The sequence below is a fragment of the Streptomyces winkii genome (assembly GCF_032248595.1).
GTDB classification, from domain to species: domain Bacteria; phylum Actinomycetota; class Actinomycetes; order Streptomycetales; family Streptomycetaceae; genus Streptomyces; species Streptomyces winkii.
Genome location: NZ_JASTTH010000009.1, coordinates 103,241 through 120,860 on the forward strand (window position 1 = coordinate 103,241; position 17,620 = coordinate 120,860).

Sequence of the window (17,620 nt, forward strand, 5' to 3'; positions counted from 1 at the left end):
AAATGACGAAATCTGTCAGTCAGCCTCCGTCACCGAGCCGCACCACATCCCTACCGTCGAAGGCGACCCCCACCGACGCCCCCGCCTCCGGCGCCTCGCGCAGCGAGCACGACGCCTCCAGCCGCGGACCGGACTCCGGGCGCAGCAGCAGCGTCACCGCGGCGGCGTCGCCACCGCGGAAGGTACGCGCCTCGACCGTGCACGGCAGCCCGTCCTCGATCGTGGTCAGCCGAACGCCCGCCGGACGTACGAGAATCCGGCACGTGCCCGCCCCCGTGCCGTCCTCCACGGGCAGCTTGCCCCAGGGGGTGTCGGCGACGCCGCCGTGCACCGTCGCGTCCACGACGTTGTCGAACCCGAGGAAGCGGGCGACGAACTCCGAAGCGGGACGCCGCCACACCTCCAGCGGCGCGCCCGCCTGCGCGATACGCCCCTCGTTCATCACCACGACGCGGTCGGCCAGTACGAACGCCTCGCCTTGGTCGTGCGTGACGGCGAGCACTGCGGTGCCCAACCGGCGGAAGAGCGCGCGCAGTTCGACGACGAGCCGTTCGCGCAGCCCGCGGTCGAGCTGGCCGAGCGGCTCGTCCAGCATCAGCAGGCGCGGCTGCGGCGCGAGCGCGCGGGCGAGGGCGACGCGCTGCTGTTCGCCGCCGGAGAGGGAGGTGACGGAGCGCCGCTCCGCGCCCGGAAGCCCGACGAGATCGAGGAGCCCGGCGACGCGCTCGCCCGCCGCGCGCCGCCCGGTGCCGCGCATCCGCAGCCCGAAGGCGACGTTGCCGCCGACGTCGCGCTGCGGGAAGAGCTGATGGTCCTGGAACATCAGCCCGACACCGCGCCGGTGCGGCGGCACCCCGTCCTGGTCCCGGCCGCCGAGCAGCACCCGGCCCGAATCGGGAGTGTGCAGCCCGGCGACGACGCGCAGCAGTGTCGACTTGCCGCTTCCGCTGGGCCCGAGCACACACACGGTCTCCTGGTCGGCGACCTCTAGGTCCACGCCGTCCAGTACGCGCCGTGCGCCGGGGAATCCGGCGGTCACGCCGTCGAGTCGCAGCATCTAGAACTCTCCCGTGGGGTGGGTGCGTACGCGTTCCAGCACCAGGAGCGTCGCCGCGCAGACGAGCATCAGGACGGTGCTCATGGCCATCGCCTGCCCGTAGTTGAGCTCCCCGGCACGGCCGAGGAAGCGCGCGACGGCGACCGGGAGGGTCGGGGCGTCGGGTCTCGCGATGAAGACCGTCGCGCCGAACTCGCCGAGCGAGACGGCGAACGCGAAGCCTGCGGCGACGACCAGCGCGCGGTTCACCATCGGCAGGTCCACCTCGCGCCACGCGCGCAGCGGCGTCGCGCCGAGCACGGCCGCGGCCTCCCGCAGCCGGGCGTCGACGGCACGCAGCACCGGCAGCATCGTCCGTACGACGAAGGGGACGCCGACCAGTGCCTGGGCGACCGGGACGATCAGCCACGACGACCGCAGATCCAGGGGCGGTTCGTCCAGCGCGACGAGGAAGCCGAAGCCGACGGTGACCGCGGAGGTGCCGAGCGGGAGCATCAGCATGGAGTCGAAGCCGCGCACGAGCCTGCCCGCGGCCACGCCCCTGGTGCGGACGGTCAGCGCCGCGGCGGCCAGTCCGCCGACGAGCAGCGCGAGCAGGGTCGCGACGGCGGCGTACGAGAGCGAGTTCGCGATCGCCTCGACGGGCGGCACGGTGAAGGTCGCGCTTCCCGAAACGTCGCCGAGAGCACGGTAGTTGGCGAGGCCGTAGCCGTCCGGCCCCTCGAAGGAGCGAGCCGTCAGCACGGCCAGCGGCACCAGGATCAGTACGCCGATCACCGTCAGGACGCCTCCCACCAGCGCCCACTCGCCGCCGCCCGCGGGACGCCGCGCGGTGCCGGCGGCCGGGACCATGCTCAACTGGGCCTGCCGCCTGCGTACGGTCCGGGCGTGCACGGCGAGAAGCACCGTGACGGCCGCGAACTGGAGCAGCGTGAGCACGGCGGCGGTCGGCAGGTCGAGCAACGCGGCGGTCTGCCGGTAGATCTCGACTTCGAGCGTGGCGTAGCGGGGGCCTCCCAGCACCTGGATCACGCCGAAGGACGTGAAAGTGAAGAGGAAGACGATCAGCGCCGCCGCGCCCACCGACGGGGCGAGCGCGGGCAGCGTGACGCGCCGCCACGCCGCGAAGCGGCCGGCGCCGAGCACGCGCGCTGCCTCTTCCTGCCGCGGGTCGAGTTGGGACCACAGTCCGCCCACGGTCCGTACGACGACGGCGTAGTTGATGAAGACGTGCGCGAGGAGGATCGCCCACACGCTCGTGTCGAGGCGCACTCCGGCCCACTCCTCCAGCAGGCCGCCGCGTCCCAGCAGCGCGAGGAAGGCCGAGCCCACGACGACAGTCGGCAGCACGAAAGGGACGGTGACGACGGCCCGCAGCACCTGCTTGCCGGGGAAGTCGAACCGGGCGAACACGTAGCAGCCGGGCAGTGCGAGCGCGAGCGTGCACGCTGTCGAAGCGCCGGCCTGCCACACGGTGAACCACAGCACGTGCAGCGTGTCCGGGTCGGCGGCGACCTCTGCGAACCGCTGGAGATGCCAGGCGCCCGCGTCCGTACGGAGCCCGCGTCCGACGATCGCGGCGACGGGGTAGGCGAAGAACAGCCCGAAGAAGACGACCGGCAGCGCCATCAGCGCGAGGCGCACCGCGCTTCCGGCGGGCACCCGACGCTTCCGACTCGGGCGGCTGCCGCCGGGCGGCGTGAACTCCCCCTCCGGAAGGGCCCGTTCGGGCACCGTCCCTATTTCTACGTCCACCCTTACTTCACGACGAGCGACGTCCACGACTTGATCCACTCTTCGCGGTGCGCGTCGATCTTCGCCGGATCCATGGTGGCCGCCTGGTCCGCCGTCTCCCCGTACTTGGTGAACACCTCGGGCAGTTCGGCGTCCTCGCGGGCGGGGTCGACGAACATCTGGAGCGGCATGTCCTCCTGGAACGTCCTGCTGAGCATGTAGTCGAGCAGGGCCTTGCCGCCCTCGGTGTTACGCGCGCCGTCCAGCAGCCCGGCGAACTCCGTCTGCTGGAAGCAGGTCGGCTTCACGACGCCCGTGGGCGCCTTCGCCGGAAGCGGCTTGCTGCCGAGCACTTCGGCGGCCGGGCTGGAGGCGTACGAGACGACGAGGGGCCGGTCGCCCTTGCCCTTGCCGCCGTGCGAGCCGCTGAAGCGGTCGTTGTACGCCTGCTCCCAGCCGTCGACGACCTCGACGCCGTTGGCACGCAGCTTCTTCCAGTAGTCCCTCCAGCCGTCGTCGCCGTACTTGTCGGCTGTGGCGAGCAGAAAGCCCAGGCCGGGCGAGGAGGTGGCGGCGTTCGGCGTCACGAGGAGGTTCTTGTACGCGGGGTCCGCGAGGTCGTCGAGCGACTCGGGCGGCTTCTGGTCGTGCTTCTTGAACCAGCCGCGGTCGTAGTTCACGCATATCTCACCCGAGTCGATCGGCGTGACCCGGTGCCGCTCGCGGTCGAGTTGGAGCTTCGCGGGTACGTGACCGAGGCCGTCGGCCTTGTACGGGGTGAAGACGCCCTTGCTCAAGGCCCTGGAGAGAAGGGTGTTGTCGACGCCGAAGAAGACGTCGCCCTGCGGGTTGCCCTTGTTCAGGACGGCCTGGTTCACCGCGGCACCGGCGTCGCCGCCCCGCAGGACTTTCACCGTGTAGCCGGTCTGCTTCGTGAACTTCTTCAGCACCGGCTTGGAGACGGCGAAGGAGTCGTGGGTGACGAGGGTGACGGTCTTCTCGTCGCCCTCCCCGCCCTGGCCCGAACCGCCGCATGCGGCGAGTGCGCCGGTGAGGGCGAGGACGGTGGTGGCGGACGCGGCCGCGCGCAGCACGTGCTTGCTCATATGGCTCATCGACTTCCTACCCGGCATGACCCGGGCGAGGTTCGAGGGTCTGCGGGCCTGGCCGCGCACACAGGCGGTTCCTGTGCGCGGTTCGGCCGCACTCTCAGCGCTGGAGGCGCTCCCCTGTCGGCTTGTTGTCTGTGTCCAGGAGCCCTGTCACGTTGATGTGCCTGCGACAAGGCCCTGCGCATCGCAGGTTATCAGCCGTGCGTCCGCGGGCCTCCGCCGCAGTGCGCGGGCGCTCGTACGGCGCCCGCCTCAGCGTTCCGTCGCCGCCAACTGCCCGCAGGCGCCGTCGATTTCCTGACCGCGGGTGTCCCGTACGGTCACGGGCACGCCGTGCGTCTCCAGGGCCCGTACGAAGGCGGCCTCGTCCTCGGGCCGCGACGCCGTCCACTTGGAGCCCGGAGTCGGGTTGAGCGGAATGAGGTTGACGTGCACGGGCTTGCCCTTGAGCAGCCTGCCCAGCAGATCGGCCCGCCAGGCCTGGTCGTTGACGTCCCTGATCAGCGCGTACTCGATGGAGACGCGGCGCGCGGACCTGGCGGCGTACTCCCACGCCGCGTCCAGCACCTCGCGCACCTTCCACCGGGTGTTGACCGGGACGAGGGTGTCGCGCAGCTCGTCGTCCGGCGCGTGCAGCGAGACCGCGAGGCGGCACTTGAAGCCCTCGTCGGCGAAGCGCAGCATCGCGGGCACCAGCCCGACCGTCGAGACCGTGATCCCGCGCTGCGAGAGCCCCAGCCCGTCGGGCTCCGGGTCGGTCAGCCGCCGGATCGCACCGACGACGCGCTTGTAGTTGGCGAGCGGCTCGCCCATCCCCATGAAGACGATGTTCGACAGCCGCGCGGGGCTTGCCCCTGTGCCCTCGGTCTGGCCGGGGCCCCCGGGCACCTCGCCGTCGCGGAGCGCCCGTACGCCGTCGACGATCTGGTGGACGATCTCCGCGGTCGACAGATTGCGGTCGAGGCCGGCCTGACCCGTGGCGCAGAACGGGCAGTTCATGCCGCAGCCCGCCTGCGAACTGATGCACATGGTGACCCGGTCCGGATAGCGCATCAGGACGGACTCCACGAGCGTCCCGTCGTGCAGCCTCCACAGCGTCTTACGGGTCGCCCCACCGTCGCAGCTGATGTGCCGCACCACGCTCATCAGGTCGGGCAGCAGCGCCTCGGCGAGCTTCCCGCGCGCCGCTGCCGGGATGTCGGTCCACTGCTCGGGGTCGTGCGCGAGCCGCGAGAAGTAGTGCTGCGACAACTGCTTCGCCCTGAAGGGCTTCTCCCCCGCACCGGCCACCGCCTCCCGGCGCTCGGCGGGCGTGAGATCGGCAAGATGCCGCGGCGGCTTGGCGGCCCCGCGCGGCGCGACAAAGGTGAGCTCTCCGGGTGCAGGCATGGCCGTACCAGTGTCGCAGACGGGCGGGGGTGGCCTGGGCCGGAGCGGTGCGACAACGATCACTGTCCGGCGGTGTCTCTCTGGTGAAGCCCGGCTCACTGGGTGCGCGCACCGACTGCAATGCGACGGATCACGGCAAGTCGTCCGGCCCCGGCCCCCGTTACTGACCCACCCGTCCGTCGATGCGCTCGCGCAGCAGGTCGGCGTGCCCGCAGTGACGGGCGTACTCCTCGATCCTGTGCACCAGCAGCTCCCGGACCGCGATCCGGTCCTTCCCCAGGCGCTCGCCCAGATCCGGGTGTTCGGCCAGCGCGGCGTCGGTCGCCGCCTGTTCGCGCTCCAGGGCGGAGTACGCGGCATCGACCTCGGCCTGGTCGCCGACGGCTTCGTCGAAGTCCGCGTCGCGCGCGCCGTACAGCTTCGGCAGCGGATCTCCGTCGCTGATCCAGTTGAGCCAGTCACGCTCCGCCTCGGCGAGGTGCCGAAGCAGGCCGAGCAGCGACATCGTCGACGGCGGGACCGAACGGCGGGCCAGCTGCTCCGGGTCCAGGCCCTCGCACTTCATCCGCAGGGTCATGCGGTAGTTCGTGAGGAAGTCCTGCAACGTCGCGAGTTCGCCGTCCGGACTGGCCCCTTCGTTGTTGCGGGGGTCGTCGTCCGGGTCGGCCCACATATCGGTGTATATGGTTGCCTGGCTCCATCGCGCGGGTTGATCGCTCATGCCGTACATGGTCGTGCGCGAGGGCCGCAGCTCGCCACTGCATTGATTTGCGGACAGCCGCTTCCCGGCGCCGGCGGTCCGTGCCCACCGCGGCGGAGCCCTGCGCCGTACGCCGTCAACCGCCGCCCACGAAGGCCACGAAGAGCAGCCAGACGACGGGGGCCGTCGGGAGCAGGGAGTCGAGCCGGTCCATGATGCCGCCGTGGCCGGGGAGGAGCGTGCCCATGTCCTTGATGCCGAGGTCGCGCTTCATCATCGACTCGCCCAGGTCGCCCAGCGTCGCGGTGACCGCGACGGCGAGGCCGAGCAGCAGGCCCTGCCACCAGCTGCCGCCGTCGATCAGGAACTGCATGCACAGCGCACCCGCCGCCATGGAGAAGGCGATGGCGCCCCCCAGGCCCTCGGTGGTCTTGCCGGGGCTGATGTTCGGGGCGAGCTTGTGCTTGCCGAAGCGCCAGCCCACCGCGTACGCACCGGTGTCGCTGACGACCGTGAGCAGCAGGAACGTCAGCACCCGCCACGCCCCGTCGCCCGCGGCGAGCATGAGCGCGACGAACGTGGCCAGGAACGGTACGTAGAAGGTCGCGAAGACCGCGGCCGTGACGTCGCGCAGATACTCGTCCGGGGACTCCGTCATCCGCCAGGCGAGCACGGCCAGCGTGGTCAGCGCCATGACCACCCATGCGCCCTCGGGCCCGCGCAGATAGCCCGCGATGACCATCGCGGCGCCGCCCACGGCCAGCGGGACCAGCGGTGCCTGGATCTCCTTGCACTCGCCGAGCCGCGAGGTCAGCTCCCACAGGCCGACGACGACGGCGACGACGATCACGCCGAGGAAGACGGGCTTGTAGAAGAAGAGGGAGGCGAGGATGACCGCGCCCAGTCCGACGCCGACTCCTATGGCCGCACGCAGGTCGCGTCCGGCGCGCTTCTTGCCGCCCGTGGGGGCCGGTCCGGAGTCGGAGCCCTGCCGGCCGTCGCGACCGCCGCCGTCACGGCTGCCGGAACCGCCGGAGCCGGAGCCGTGAGAACCGCCTGGGCCGGAACTGCCGTGGCCGCCGCCGAGGCCGCCGGGGTCGGACGCGATGGGCATATGCCGAGTCTGCGGCACACCCCTGGACTCCTGCGCGGGAGCTTCACCCGCGCCGGGCGGGAAGGCACCTCGCGGTGCGGCGCCGGCTTGGGCAGGTGGGCCCTGGCCCGGTGCGCTCGGGCTTGGTGCGCCCTGCCCGGAGGCGCCCTGGAATCCGGCACGTGCCGGCCGGGCTCCCCACGTTGAGTCGTTCACAGATTGCAGCCTCAGACCTCGGACCTCGGACGGATCTCTGACAGTCCCGCGCGGGGACTCAGACCTCGAGCAGCTCGGCTTCCTTGTGCTTGAGCAGCTCGTCCACCTGTCCCGTGTACTTCGAGGTGGTGTCGTCGAGCTCCTTCTCCGCCCGGCGGCCCTCGTCCTCTCCGACGTCGCCGTCCTTGATGGCGGACTCGAAGGTCTCCTTGGCCTTGCGGCGGATGCTGCGGATCGAGATCTTCGCGTCCTCGGCCTTGGTCTTGGCGACCTTGATGTACTCCCTGCGGCGCTCCTCGGTCAGCTCCGGGAATGTCACCCGGATGATATTGCCGTCGTTCGACGGGTTGACGCCCAGGTCGGAGTCGCGGATCGCCTGCTCGATGTTGCGCAGCGCGCTCTTGTCGAACGGGGTCACCACCGCCATCCGCGGCTCCGGAACCGAGAACGACGCCAGCTGGTTGATCGGCGTCATCGTGCCGTAGTACTCCGCCACGATCTTGTTGAACATCGCCGGGTGCGCACGGCCGGTGCGGATCGCGGCGAAGTCCTCCTTGGCGACCACGACCGCCTTCTCCATCTTCTCCTCGGCTTCGAGGAGGGTCTCTTCGATCACCACGTGCTCCTGGTTTCCTTGAATGAGCTTTGCGGACAAGCCCTGTTTCCTGCACGGTGTCCGACCGGCGAGCGGTTGTCCACCCTGTGTCGACCCGTTCGTTCGACGGCGAGTCACCTTACGGGCACCGAGCGCGCCGGGCGAAGCCGGAAGCCGAACGTCAGCCTCGCGTCCCCTGGTTGCTCACCAGGGTGCCGATCTTCTCACCCTTCACCGCCCGCGCGATATTGCCCTCCGCGAGCAACTCGAAGACGAGGATCGGCAGTTTGTTGTCCCGGCAGAGCGTGACGGCAGTGGCGTCGGCGACCTTCAGGTCGCGCGTGATGACCTCTCCGTACTCCAGGGCGTCGTACTTGACGGCGTCCGGGTTCTTGGCGGGGTCCGAGTCGTAGACGCCGTCCACGCCGTTCTTTCCCATCAGCAGCGCCTCGGCGTGGATCTCCAGGGCTCGCTGCGCGGCGGTGGTGTCGGTGGAGAAGTACGGCATGCCCATGCCTGCGCCGAAGATGACGACGCGGCCCTTCTCCAGGTGCCGTACCGCACGCAGCGGAATGTACGGCTCCGCGACCTGCCCCATGGTGATCGCGGTCTGGACGCGGGAGTCGATGCCTTCCTTCTCCAGGAAGTCCTGGAGGGCGAGGCAGTTCATGACCGTGCCGAGCATGCCCATGTAGTCGGAGCGGGCCCGGTCCATGCCCCGCACCTGGAGTTCGGCTCCGCGGAAGAAGTTGCCGCCGCCGATGACGACGGCGAGTTCCGCCCCGTCCCGTACGACGGACGCGATCTCGTGGGCCATCTTGTGCACGACGTCGGGATCGACCCCGAGTCCCCCGCCGCCGGCGAACGCCTCACCGGAGAGCTTGAGCAGGAAGCGTTTCCGCCCGCTGCGGCTCCTGCCTGTGTCGGATTTATCGCTGTCCTTGCTCATGAACTCTCCTCGCGCACATACGAAAGAGGCCACTGCCGTCGGATCTCACAATCCCTGGTGCGGCAATGGCCTCCCTCGTCACAACTGCCCTGTGCCCGACCTTATCGGGCGCGTACCGGTCGCGTGCTCCACGCGGCGGCGTGCATGTAAGGGCCGGTCTCAGGCGCCCACGCGGAAACGCGCGAAGTGCTTCAGCGTGACGCCCGCCTCTTCGAGCACCTTCTGGACGCTCTTCTTGTTGTCCTTGGCGAAGGGCTGGTCGAGCAGGGTGTTCTCCTTGAAGAAGCCCGTGACCCGGCCCTCCACGATCTTCGGCAGCGCCTGCTCCGGCTTGCCCTCCTCGCGAGCCGTCTCCTCGGCGATGCGGCGCTCGTTCTCGACCGTCTCGGCGGGGATCTCGTCGCGGGTGAGGAACTTCGGCGCGAAGGCGGCGATGTGCTGAGCGACGTCCTTGGCGGTCTCCGCGTTCTCCTTGTCCAGCTCGACGAGGACGCCGACCTGCGGCGGCAGGTCCGGGCTCGTGCGGTGCAGGTAGGACGTGACGTACGCGCCGGAGAACTGGGCGAAGCGGTCCAGGACGATCTTCTCGCCGAGGTTGGCGTTGGCCTCGTCGACGTACGCCTGCACGGTCTTGCCCGGCTCGATCTCCGAGGCGAGCAGCGCGGCGGTGTCCGCGGGCGAGGTGGCGGCGACGTGTGCGGCGATGGAGTCCGCGACAGCGAGGAACTTCTCACCCTTGGCGACGAAGTCGGTCTCGCACTTGAGCTCCACGAGGACGCCGGAGGTGTTGTCGGCGGCGATGCGGGCGACCAGCGCGCCGTTCGAGGCGGTGCGGCTCTCGCGCTTGGCGACGCCCTTCTGCCCCTTGACGCGCAGGACCTCGACGGCCTTGTCGACTTCGCCCCCGGACTCCTCCAGGGCCTTCTTGCAGTCCATCATGCCGGCGCCGGTGAGCTCGCGGAGCTTCTTGACGTCGGCGGCGGTGTAGTTCGCCATTCTTGGGTTTCCTTCTGTGACCGGGCTCCGCCTCGCGCTCGGCGCGTGGGTGGCGCGGGGCGACGGGGCGGAACTCGTCCTTCTTGAGGTCGGATTGCGGTCGGCCGGGGCGCCGTCACGTCCACCGTGGTGCGGTGCGCGTGGGTCACCGCCGGTGTCGTTGTGCTCTGCCCGTACGGCCGACGGGAGTGGCCGGTCACCGGGGCGTGACGAACGGCGGGCAATGCGCGCCGGCCACGACCCGGTGACCGCCCGGGTGAACGTCAGGCGTTCTCGGCGTCCTTGGGCTCGGCGGACTCCTCTGCCGGCTTCTCCTCGCCCTCGGCCTTGGCCTCGGCGGGCTTCTCCTCGGCCTTGGCTTCGGCGGCGGGGGCGGCCTCGTCGGCCTTGCCCGCGGCACCTTCGCTCTTCTCGCCCTCCAGGAGCTCGCGCTCCCACTCGGCCAGCGGCTCGGCGGACTTGTCGCCGCCCTTGGCCGCCTCGGCGGCGCCGGAGCGGGCGATGAGGCCCTCGGCCGCGGCGTCGGCGATCACGCGGGTGAGGAGCGTGACGGAGCGGATCGCGTCGTCGTTGCCCGGGATCTTGTAGTCGACCTCGTCCGGGTCGCAGTTGGTGTCGAGGATGGCGACGACCGGAATGTTGAGCTTCCGGGCCTCGCCCACGGCGATGTGCTCCTTCTTGGTGTCCACGATCCACACGGCGCTGGGCACCTTCTGCATCTCGCGGATACCGCCGAGAGTCTTCTCCAGCTTGGCCTTCTCGCGGGAGAGGACGAGCAGCTCCTTCTTGGTGAGGCCGGACGCGGCCACATCCTCGAAGTCGATCTGCTCCAGCTCCTTCAGCCGCTGGAGACGCTTGTAGACGGTCGAGAAGTTCGTCAGCATGCCGCCGAGCCAGCGCTGGTTCACGTAGGGCATGCCCACGCGCGTGGCCTGCTCGGCGATGGCCTCCTGGGCCTGCTTCTTGGTACCGACGAACATGATGGAGCCGCCGTGCGCGACGGTCTCCTTGACGAACTCGTAGGCGCGGTCGATGTACGACAGCGACTGGAGCAGGTCGATGATGTAAATGCCGTTGCGCTCGGTGAAGATGAAGCGCTTCATCTTCGGGTTCCAGCGGCGGGTCTGGTGCCCGAAGTGGACGCCGCTCTCCAGCAGCTCCCGCATCGTGACGACGGCCATGGCCGTTCTCCTTGTGTTACTCGGTTGTCGTCAGCGCTGGCCGGGACGGCCATCGCTTGCCTGACGCCTCTGTCGCGCTGTGCCCGCGGGACCTGCCGAGAGGCCCTCGTGGGACCGAGATACGCGGCCACCGGGTGAGGGTGGCGAGGCGTGCGAAGTCAGCCCGGTGCCCGGGCCGCCACCTGCAGTGTACGGGACCCGAGGGGGGCACGGCCCCCTCGCACGGAGGGTCCGGGCTTGCCGGACATGCCGTGCAGTAGCGCATACGACCCGGAGGCGGCCCATATGCACTGAGTACGGGCCGTGGGTGCGCTGCGGGCGGGTGCGGGGCGCGGAGGTTCCACCTTCGCGGGTGATGCCTTTATCCACAACAGGACTGTTTTCCACGGAAGTTCAGCAAGATCCCCGCGCTCGGCCGCTGTGCGGGAGCGTCCGTGTGCGGCCATCGATCGACGAGGGGGTGCCGTCCATGGTGCGGGGTGTGGGAGTCGTGATCTGCGGGCCGCTCTTCCTGGCGGTCTGTGCGGGGGTGTGTGCCGCTCCCGCGCTGGCCGAGTCCGGGGCACGGAGCCTACGGGCGTACGAGGGCGAGGCAAGGGCGCCGGCTCCTCGGGGGGCGGTGCGCCCCGGCTCGCGTGTATGGCCCGTGGAGGGCAGGGCGGGTGCGCCGCGGCCACGGGTCGTGCACGGGTGGCGGCCGCCGCCGGACCCGTGGGCCGCCGGTCACCGCGGCGTGGATCTCGCGGCTCCACGGGGCGCTCCGGTGCGCGCGGTCGCGGACGGGCGGGTCTCGTTCGCGGGAAGGGTCGCGGGGCGCGGGGTGGTGTCGGTCGAGCTGTCGAGGACGGGCCGCCCGCCGCTGCGTGCGACGTACGAGCCTGTCCGGCCTTCGGTGCGCAGGGGCGAGCGGGTACGGGCGGGGCAACGCGTGGGCACAGTCGCTGACGGGCCGTTCCACTGCCGCGGCCCCTGTCTCCACTGGGGTGTGCGGCGGAGCGAGCGCTACCTCGACCCGCTGTCGCTGCTGCCCTCCTGGCTGCTGCGCGGTGCTCCGTCGAGGCTGCTTCCCGTGTACGGCGTCCCGCTTCCGGAAGCGAGGCCGCGAGCCGCGGCGTACGGGAGAGACGGCGCCGGAGACCCCTTCCGCGGGGGCGTGCAGACGGGCGCCGGGAGCGCCACGGAAGTCCGCGGAGCACGGGACACCGCGGCGACGGCGGCGGAAGCAGGTCCCGGCACCGGGAGTCCGGCCCTCGCCCTGGTACTGGCCTCAGGGCTGGGCTGTGCGGCGCTGGGCGCCCACCGGTGCCTGGCGCGGGCGCCCTGCCGGAGACGCGCGAGGGCGCCACGGAACCGGCGCCGGTCCGCGAGCGAGCCGCCGAGGACCACGGGGGCGCGCATATCGGCCAGGACGAGGGCGGGCCGGAGCCAGGGACCAGACCCGCGGGCGGTGGGGTACCGGGTGAGGTCTAGCCGCGGACCCCGTTCAGAGCCATGGAGACCGCCGCAGCGGTGATCTCCTCCGGATCCTCCGCGGCGCCTAGTTCGATGCGCCGTACTGCCACGTCCACGACCCCCTGAAGCAGCACGGCAGCCAGCCGCGGCTGCTCATGGCCCAGCGCTCCGAGTGCCTCGACGACCATGCCGACGAGACCGCCGTGCGCGGCGCGGATCTTCTCGCGTGCGCCGGCGTCCAGTTCGCCCGCCGAGATCGCGACGACCGCCCGGTGCCGGCCGTCGCCGACGAGCGCGAGCTGCCGCCGTACGTACGCCTCGATCTTCTCCTCCGGCGACTCCGCCTCCGCCATGGCCGCCTCGACCTCGGCGGCCCACACGGGGAAGTCGACGGCGCAGAGCTCCTCGACGACGGCGCCGCGGGAGCGGAAGTACTCGTAGACCGAGGAGCGTGCGAGGCCCGTGCGCTGCGCGAGGGCCGGGAAGGTCAGCGCTTCGGTGCCGCCTTCGGACAGCAGTGCACGGGCAGCGTCGAGAAGGGCGGAGCGCTGCATGGTCCGGTGCTCGGCCACGGAGGCCGCTCGAATCCTTGGCACGCCCCCACCATACGGACGGGGGTACGGATTCAGCGACCTACGTCGGCGAGCTTTGCCCGAAGCTGAAGGACCGACTTGGTGTGGATCTGGCTCACCCGGCTCTCGGTGACGCCGAGGACCTGGCCGATCTCCGCCAGCGTCAGGCCCTCGTAGTAGTAGAGGGTCACGACGGTCTTCTCGCGCTCGGGGAGGGTGTTGACGGCGCGGGCGAGCAGGCGGCGCAGTTCCCGGTCCTCGGCGACCTCGACCGGGTTGTCGGCCGCGGTGTCCTCCAGGGTGTCCATGAGGCTGAGCCGGTCGCCGCCGTCGCCGCCGACGTGCAGCAGCTCCTCCAGCGCCACGACGTTGGCCAAGGACAACTGGCTGAACACACCGTGCAGTTCCTCCAGCGGGATGCCCATCTCCGCTGCGACCTCCGACTCGGAGGGGCTGCGCCGCAACGTCGATTCCAGGCTGGCGTAGGCACGTTCGACCGCGCGAGCCTTCTGCCGTACCGACCGGGGGATCCAGTCCAGCGCCCGCAGCTCGTCGATCATGGCTCCGCGGATGCGCGTGATCGCGTACGTCTCGAACTTGATGGAGCGCTCCGGGTCGAACTTCTCGATGGCGTCGATGAGTCCGAAGACGCCGGACGAGACGAAGTCGGCCTGTTCCACATTGGGGGGCAGGCCGACGCTGACCCGGCCGGCGACGTACTTGACGAGTGGCGAGTAGTGGAGGATCAGCTGCTCCCGAAGCCGCTCGTCACCGGTGGCCTTGTACGACCGCCACAGCTCGTCCAGCGCACTGTGACCGGGACCGAGTCCTGCGTCCTCGGTTCCGGCCGGCGCCGCTGCGGTACCGGCACGTTCAGGCCCGGGGGTGTGCTGGGGCATTCGTCGCCTTGAGCCGTTCTGCTGAGTAGTCGTCACGCGACGGGAGCTCGTGCGTGACCGGATGCCTCTTCCTCGAAGTTCGTGAGCGTAGCGTGACTGCACGGTCGCAATATGCGACGTCCCCGCTCGTCCGCATGCGCAGATACGTTCCGCTGCCCGCACCCGGGAGTTACTCCCGCGGCAGCGCCCAGAACCGGCCTTCGGGGGCGGGACGGGCGGGGCGAGACCATACGGATCACCCTTTCATTCGATAGCCGCAGGTCAAGGACCGGCTCTTCACTCGATGGTGTGCCGAGGGCGGGTTCCGGCAGTCGCGCATCGGCTCAACTGCCAGCCGCTGCCGAGGCGTTCGACGAAGCCGAGCGCACACAACTCCTGGAGCCTCGCGACCGCAGCATCGGGAGTGATGCCGACCGCCTGTGCCAGCCGGGCGGACCCGGCGGCGCCCCGTGCGGGGAGGGCGTCGAGCACCTGCGCGGCCTCACGGGGCAGTACGTCACGGGGCACCGACGGGCCTCGTCTCCTGGGCGCCAGCTCGCCCATGCTGCCGACCAGTTCGATCACTTCGGCGGCGTCCGTGACGATGCTTCCCTCCTCACGCAGCAGTTCGTGCACCCCCGCGGAGAGCCCCGAGGTGACCGGCCCGGGGACGCCCATGACGAACCGGCCAAGGCGCCGAGCATGCCGCGCCGTCGACAACGAGCCGCTGCGCAACGCCGCTTCCACGACCACGGTGCCCCGTGTGAGCGCGGCGATCACCCTGTTGCGGAGGACGAAGCGGCTCGGCGAAGGGTGGTCGTGCGGCGGCAACTCCGCGAGAAGCAGGCCCTGTTCGGCGATGCGTGAGATCAACTCGGCGTGGCCGGGCGGATAGGCCACGTCCACGCCACACGCCAGGACGCCGACCGTCGCCCCGCCCGCGGCGAGTGCGCCCCTGTGCGCGGCGCCGTCGACGCCGTAGGCCGCGCCGGAGACCACCGTCCAGCCACGCTCGGCCAGACCCGCTCCGAGCACGGACGCCACGTGCACGCCGTACTCGGTGCAGGCGCGGGCGCCCACGACGGCGACCGAGCGCAGCGCCCACAGCCGCAGATACGGATCACCGCGCACCCACAGCCCGATCGGCCTGGTCACCCCCAAGGCGTCGAGCTGGCCGGGCCATTCGCGGTCTCCGGGACAGACGAACCGGCCGCCCATCCCAGCGACTGCCGCCAAGTCGGCCTCGGGACATGCGCGTTCCGCCCGGTAGCGCAGCCCGGCCCAGCGCTGCTCGCCGACCCCGGGCAGCGGATGGTCGTCCTCGCGCAGGGCACGCACCACCTCCTGCGCCCCGTACGTCCGCAGCCATCGCCCCGCCGTCTCGTCACCGGGCTCCGCGATCCGGGTCAACGCCACACGCGCCAGCCGCTCTTCGAGGTGAGGCGCGCCCCGCTCGCCATCGTCGAGAACAGCAGAGTCACGAACATCTCCGTCGGGAACACCTTCGTCGGGGGCGCCTCCGGCGGCCGGGCGGCGGGCATCCGTGGTCATGACCTTCCCCGGGATGCGGGGACCGCCGCTGTGGACGCGCGAAGGCCGCGCCTGATGCCCGTACGCAGTTCGAGCGCCCACTCGACGTCCTCCTCCGTGGGACGGTCATGCCCCGCCAGGTCCGCGACGGTCCAGGCGACCCGCAGGACGCGGTCCATCCCGCGAGCCGTCAGCAGTCCACGCTCCATGTCCTCCTCGGCTCTGCCGAGCGCGCCGGGCTCGGCGGGCCAGCGCGTGCGCAGCTCGTGGCCGGGAACGTCGCTGTTGGCCGACCAGGGCGTCTCCGCGTAGCGCGACGCGGCGCGTTCGCGGGCCGCGAGCACCCGTTCCGCGATCACCGCGGTGCTCTCCGAACTCCCGTGCAGCTCCGCCAGTTCGGAGCGGGAGAGAGGCTCGACCTGGACCCTGAGGTCGACCCGGTCGAGCAGCGGACCGGAGAGCCTCGCCCGGTAGCGCCTGACGGATGCGGGCCGGCACTCGCACCCGCCGAGCTTCATTCCGTGCCGCCCGCAAGGGCAGGGATTCGCCGCGAGGACGAGCAGGAACCGCGCGGGCATCCGCATCATCCCCGAGGCCCTCGCGACCACCACGTGCCCCGACTCGAGCGGCTGCCGCATCGCCTCCAGGACGCGTCCGCCGCATTCGGCCGCCTCGTCCAGGAACAGCACGCCGTGATGGGCCATGGACACCGCTCCCGGTCGTGGCAGGCCCGCGCCGCCGCCGATCAGCGAGGCCATCGTCGCCGAGTGATGCGGTGCGCAGTACGGGGAGCGAGTGATCAGCGGCTGGCCCGGCGGAAGCACTCCGGCCACCGAGTGCACCGCTGTCACTTCGAGCGACTGCTGCGACGTCAGCGGCGGCAGCAACCCCGGAAGGCGCTCGGCCAGCATCGTCTTGCCCGCACCCGGCGGCCCCTTGAAGAAGATGTGGTGCCGCCCGGCCGCGGCCACCTCCAGAGCTCTGCGGGCGGTGCCCTGACCGGCGACCTCGGCCATGTCCAGCCTGCGCTCGGACCGCCGGAGCATGCCCGGAGCCACCCAGCCGTGACCGGAGAGCGACAGCGCGGACGGGCTGCGGTCCGGCGCACCCTCGTCCGAACCGAGGTCCTCCGAAGGCTCCTCCTCGGGTGCCGTCTCGTCGTTGAGCAGCGCGATCAACTGCCGGAGGCTGCGCACCCCGAGGACGCTCACGTCCGGCACCAGCGAAGCCTCGGGAACGGCCTCCTCCGCGACCACCACCTGCCGGTAGCCCGCGTCGGCTGCGGCCAGCACGGCGGGCAGCACGCCCCGCACGGGACGCACCCGCCCGTCCAGCCCCAGCTCACCGAGCATCATGAGACCGGCGATGCTCCGAGGATCGATCCGCTCCGCAGCGCCGAGCACCGCAGAGGCGACGCCGAGGTCGAATCCGCTGCCGCTCTTGGGTACGGAGGCCGGGCTCAGCCCGACGGTGAGCTTCTTCTGCGGCCACTCCGCCGCGGAGTTGACCACCGCCGCCCGCACCCGGTCGCGGGCTTCGGACAGGCTCTTGTCGGGCAGCCCCACCAACGTGAATGTCGCGACGCCGGGCTCGAGATCGGCCTGGACCTCGACGACGACGCCCTCCACGCCGACGAGCGCCACCGAGCACGTACGGGCGAACCCCATCAGGCCACCCCCCGCGCATGCTGCACCAGGGGCGCGCCCCTGTCCGGCAGCAGCACGCCGACCAGGTCGATCCGCACGCCTCCGCACGGGGGCCGCCCGTACCGCGTGAGCCAGCGTTCCGTCAGCCAGCGCGCGGCCAGCCTCCGCAGCCGGGCCGATTTCGCGGGGGTGACGGCGGACATCGGATGCTCGAACGTCCCGCCGCGCCCCGCACGCCGGGTCTTCACCTCGCAGACGACCAGCGCGTCCCTGTCGCGCGCGACGATGTCGAGCTCTCCCTCGGCGCAGCGCCAGTTGCGCTCCAGCACCGCCATTCCCGACTGACGCAGCCTCCGGGCTGCCACGTCCTCGCCATAGCGGCCGAGGGCTTTACGGGCGCTCATCGGCACCACCTCCGGTCACTGACTGTGACAGCGGAGGAGAGCGTCAGGTGATCAAGGTGGAGATCGGTGGAGAACCGACCGACTGTGGATAAAGCCGTCACCCTCAGTCGTCGTGC

Annotated in this window: 17 protein-coding genes; 1 reads left to right on the top strand and 16 read right to left on the bottom strand. The window is 71.1% G+C overall.

Features of this window, described 5'->3' with window-relative positions; genetic code table 11:
• Positions 1–19: 19 nt before the first annotated feature.
• The 10 genes from QQM67_RS25910 to rpsB all read right to left on the bottom strand — a co-directional run bounded on the left by QQM67_RS25910 (position 20) and on the right by rpsB (position 11,022).
• Complete coding sequence (locus tag QQM67_RS25910) at positions 20–1,057, bottom strand: ABC transporter ATP-binding protein (protein WP_314177007.1); 1,038 nt, start codon at positions 1,055–1,057, stop codon at positions 20–22.
• Positions 1,058–2,686, bottom strand: coding sequence for an ABC transporter permease (locus tag QQM67_RS25915; protein WP_314177470.1), 1,629 nt, complete (start codon positions 2,684–2,686; stop codon positions 1,058–1,060).
• Between the two features lie 128 nt (positions 2,687–2,814).
• The gene (locus QQM67_RS25920) at positions 2,815–3,897 is read right to left on the bottom strand and encodes a thiamine ABC transporter substrate-binding protein (protein ID WP_314177471.1); all 1,083 of its coding nucleotides are present in this window, start codon (positions 3,895–3,897) and stop codon (positions 2,815–2,817) included.
• Between the two features lie 258 nt (positions 3,898–4,155).
• Positions 4,156–5,292 carry a 23S rRNA (adenine(2503)-C(2))-methyltransferase RlmN gene (gene rlmN, locus QQM67_RS25925; RefSeq protein WP_314177008.1) on the bottom strand — a complete coding sequence of 379 codons (1,137 nt, stop codon included), beginning with the start codon at positions 5,290–5,292 and terminating at the stop codon, positions 4,156–4,158.
• 160 nt (positions 5,293–5,452) lie between these two features.
• A complete protein-coding gene (locus QQM67_RS25930) occupies positions 5,453–6,013 on the bottom strand; it encodes a DinB family protein (RefSeq protein WP_314177010.1) in 561 nt (186 codons plus the stop codon).
• Between the two features lie 115 nt (positions 6,014–6,128).
• The gene (locus tag QQM67_RS25935; protein WP_314177012.1) at positions 6,129–7,301 is read right to left on the bottom strand and encodes a phosphatidate cytidylyltransferase; all 1,173 of its coding nucleotides are present in this window, start codon (positions 7,299–7,301) and stop codon (positions 6,129–6,131) included.
• A gap of 58 nt (positions 7,302–7,359) precedes the next feature.
• Entirely contained in the window at positions 7,360–7,917 is a 558-nt protein-coding gene (frr, locus tag QQM67_RS25940) for a ribosome recycling factor (protein WP_314177013.1), read from the bottom strand.
• 160 nt (positions 7,918–8,077) lie between these two features.
• Positions 8,078–8,845: a UMP kinase gene (gene pyrH / locus QQM67_RS25945; protein WP_314177015.1), complete on the bottom strand. Its 768-nt coding sequence runs from the start codon at positions 8,843–8,845 to the stop codon at positions 8,078–8,080.
• A gap of 159 nt (positions 8,846–9,004) precedes the next feature.
• Positions 9,005–9,841 carry a translation elongation factor Ts gene (tsf, locus tag QQM67_RS25950; protein ID WP_314177017.1) on the bottom strand — a complete coding sequence of 279 codons (837 nt, stop codon included), beginning with the start codon at positions 9,839–9,841 and terminating at the stop codon, positions 9,005–9,007.
• Between the two features lie 263 nt (positions 9,842–10,104).
• On the bottom strand, positions 10,105–11,022 hold the full coding sequence (rpsB, locus tag QQM67_RS25955) for a 30S ribosomal protein S2 (protein WP_314177019.1): 918 nt from the start codon (positions 11,020–11,022) through the stop codon (positions 10,105–10,107).
• A 469-nt stretch (positions 11,023–11,491) separates the two neighbouring features.
• Between rpsB and QQM67_RS25960 the strand changes: the two genes are divergently transcribed.
• Entirely contained in the window at positions 11,492–12,535 is a 1,044-nt protein-coding gene (locus QQM67_RS25960; RefSeq protein WP_314177473.1) for a M23 family metallopeptidase, read from the top strand.
• On the opposite strand, the gene QQM67_RS25965 is transcribed toward QQM67_RS25960, so the two are convergent.
• From QQM67_RS25965 to QQM67_RS25990, 6 genes are all read right to left on the bottom strand, one after another.
• Positions 12,489–13,028 (bottom strand): TetR/AcrR family transcriptional regulator, encoded by a 540-nt coding sequence (locus tag QQM67_RS25965; protein WP_314177475.1) that lies wholly within the window; start codon positions 13,026–13,028, stop codon positions 12,489–12,491. The genes QQM67_RS25960 and QQM67_RS25965 overlap by 47 nt on opposite strands.
• A gap of 71 nt (positions 13,029–13,099) precedes the next feature.
• Positions 13,100–13,945 (bottom strand): RNA polymerase sigma factor WhiG, encoded by an 846-nt coding sequence (whiG, locus tag QQM67_RS25970; RefSeq protein WP_314177021.1) that lies wholly within the window; start codon positions 13,943–13,945, stop codon positions 13,100–13,102.
• 276 nt (positions 13,946–14,221) lie between these two features.
• Positions 14,222–15,340 (bottom strand): DNA-processing protein DprA, encoded by a 1,119-nt coding sequence (gene dprA / locus QQM67_RS25975; RefSeq protein ID WP_314177023.1) that lies wholly within the window; start codon positions 15,338–15,340, stop codon positions 14,222–14,224.
• Positions 15,331–15,465 (bottom strand): hypothetical protein, encoded by a 135-nt coding sequence (locus tag QQM67_RS25980; protein ID WP_314177025.1) that lies wholly within the window; start codon positions 15,463–15,465, stop codon positions 15,331–15,333. Before QQM67_RS25980 ends, dprA begins: the two co-directional genes overlap by 10 nt.
• 6 nt (positions 15,466–15,471) lie before the next feature.
• The gene (locus tag QQM67_RS25985) at positions 15,472–17,121 is read right to left on the bottom strand and encodes a YifB family Mg chelatase-like AAA ATPase (protein WP_314177027.1); all 1,650 of its coding nucleotides are present in this window, start codon (positions 17,119–17,121) and stop codon (positions 15,472–15,474) included.
• The gene (locus tag QQM67_RS25990; protein ID WP_314177028.1) at positions 17,121–17,504 is read right to left on the bottom strand and encodes a YraN family protein; all 384 of its coding nucleotides are present in this window, start codon (positions 17,502–17,504) and stop codon (positions 17,121–17,123) included. The genes QQM67_RS25985 and QQM67_RS25990 overlap by 1 nt, the downstream gene beginning before the upstream one ends.
• Positions 17,505–17,620: the final 116 nt, after the last annotated feature.

Bases quoted from the DNA above. Each gene is read 5' to 3' on its own strand.
- QQM67_RS25910 (WP_314177007.1), bottom strand. From the start codon at position 1,057: ATGCTGCGACTCGACGGCGTGACCGCCGGATTCCCCGGCGCACGGCGC.
- QQM67_RS25915 (WP_314177470.1), bottom strand. From the start codon at position 2,686: ATGGCGCTGCCGGTCGTCTTCTTCGGGCTGTTCTTCGCCTACCCCGTC.
- QQM67_RS25920 (WP_314177471.1), bottom strand. From the start codon at position 3,897: ATGAGCAAGCACGTGCTGCGCGCGGCCGCGTCCGCCACCACCGTCCTC.
- rlmN (WP_314177008.1), bottom strand. From the start codon at position 5,292: ATGCCTGCACCCGGAGAGCTCACCTTTGTCGCGCCGCGCGGGGCCGCC.
- QQM67_RS25930 (WP_314177010.1), bottom strand. From the start codon at position 6,013: ATGAGCGATCAACCCGCGCGATGGAGCCAGGCAACCATATACACCGAT.
- pyrH (WP_314177015.1), bottom strand. From the start codon at position 8,845: ATGAGCAAGGACAGCGATAAATCCGACACAGGCAGGAGCCGCAGCGGG.
- tsf (WP_314177017.1), bottom strand. From the start codon at position 9,841: ATGGCGAACTACACCGCCGCCGACGTCAAGAAGCTCCGCGAGCTCACC.
- rpsB (WP_314177019.1), bottom strand. From the start codon at position 11,022: ATGGCCGTCGTCACGATGCGGGAGCTGCTGGAGAGCGGCGTCCACTTC.
- QQM67_RS25960 (WP_314177473.1), top strand. From the start codon at position 11,492: ATGGTGCGGGGTGTGGGAGTCGTGATCTGCGGGCCGCTCTTCCTGGCG.
- QQM67_RS25965 (WP_314177475.1), bottom strand. From the start codon at position 13,028: ATGCAGCGCTCCGCCCTTCTCGACGCTGCCCGTGCACTGCTGTCCGAA.
- whiG (WP_314177021.1), bottom strand. From the start codon at position 13,945: ATGCCCCAGCACACCCCCGGGCCTGAACGTGCCGGTACCGCAGCGGCG.
- QQM67_RS25980 (WP_314177025.1), bottom strand. From the start codon at position 15,465: ATGCCCGCCGCCCGGCCGCCGGAGGCGCCCCCGACGAAGGTGTTCCCG.
- QQM67_RS25985 (WP_314177027.1), bottom strand. From the start codon at position 17,121: ATGGGGTTCGCCCGTACGTGCTCGGTGGCGCTCGTCGGCGTGGAGGGC.
- QQM67_RS25990 (WP_314177028.1), bottom strand. From the start codon at position 17,504: ATGAGCGCCCGTAAAGCCCTCGGCCGCTATGGCGAGGACGTGGCAGCC.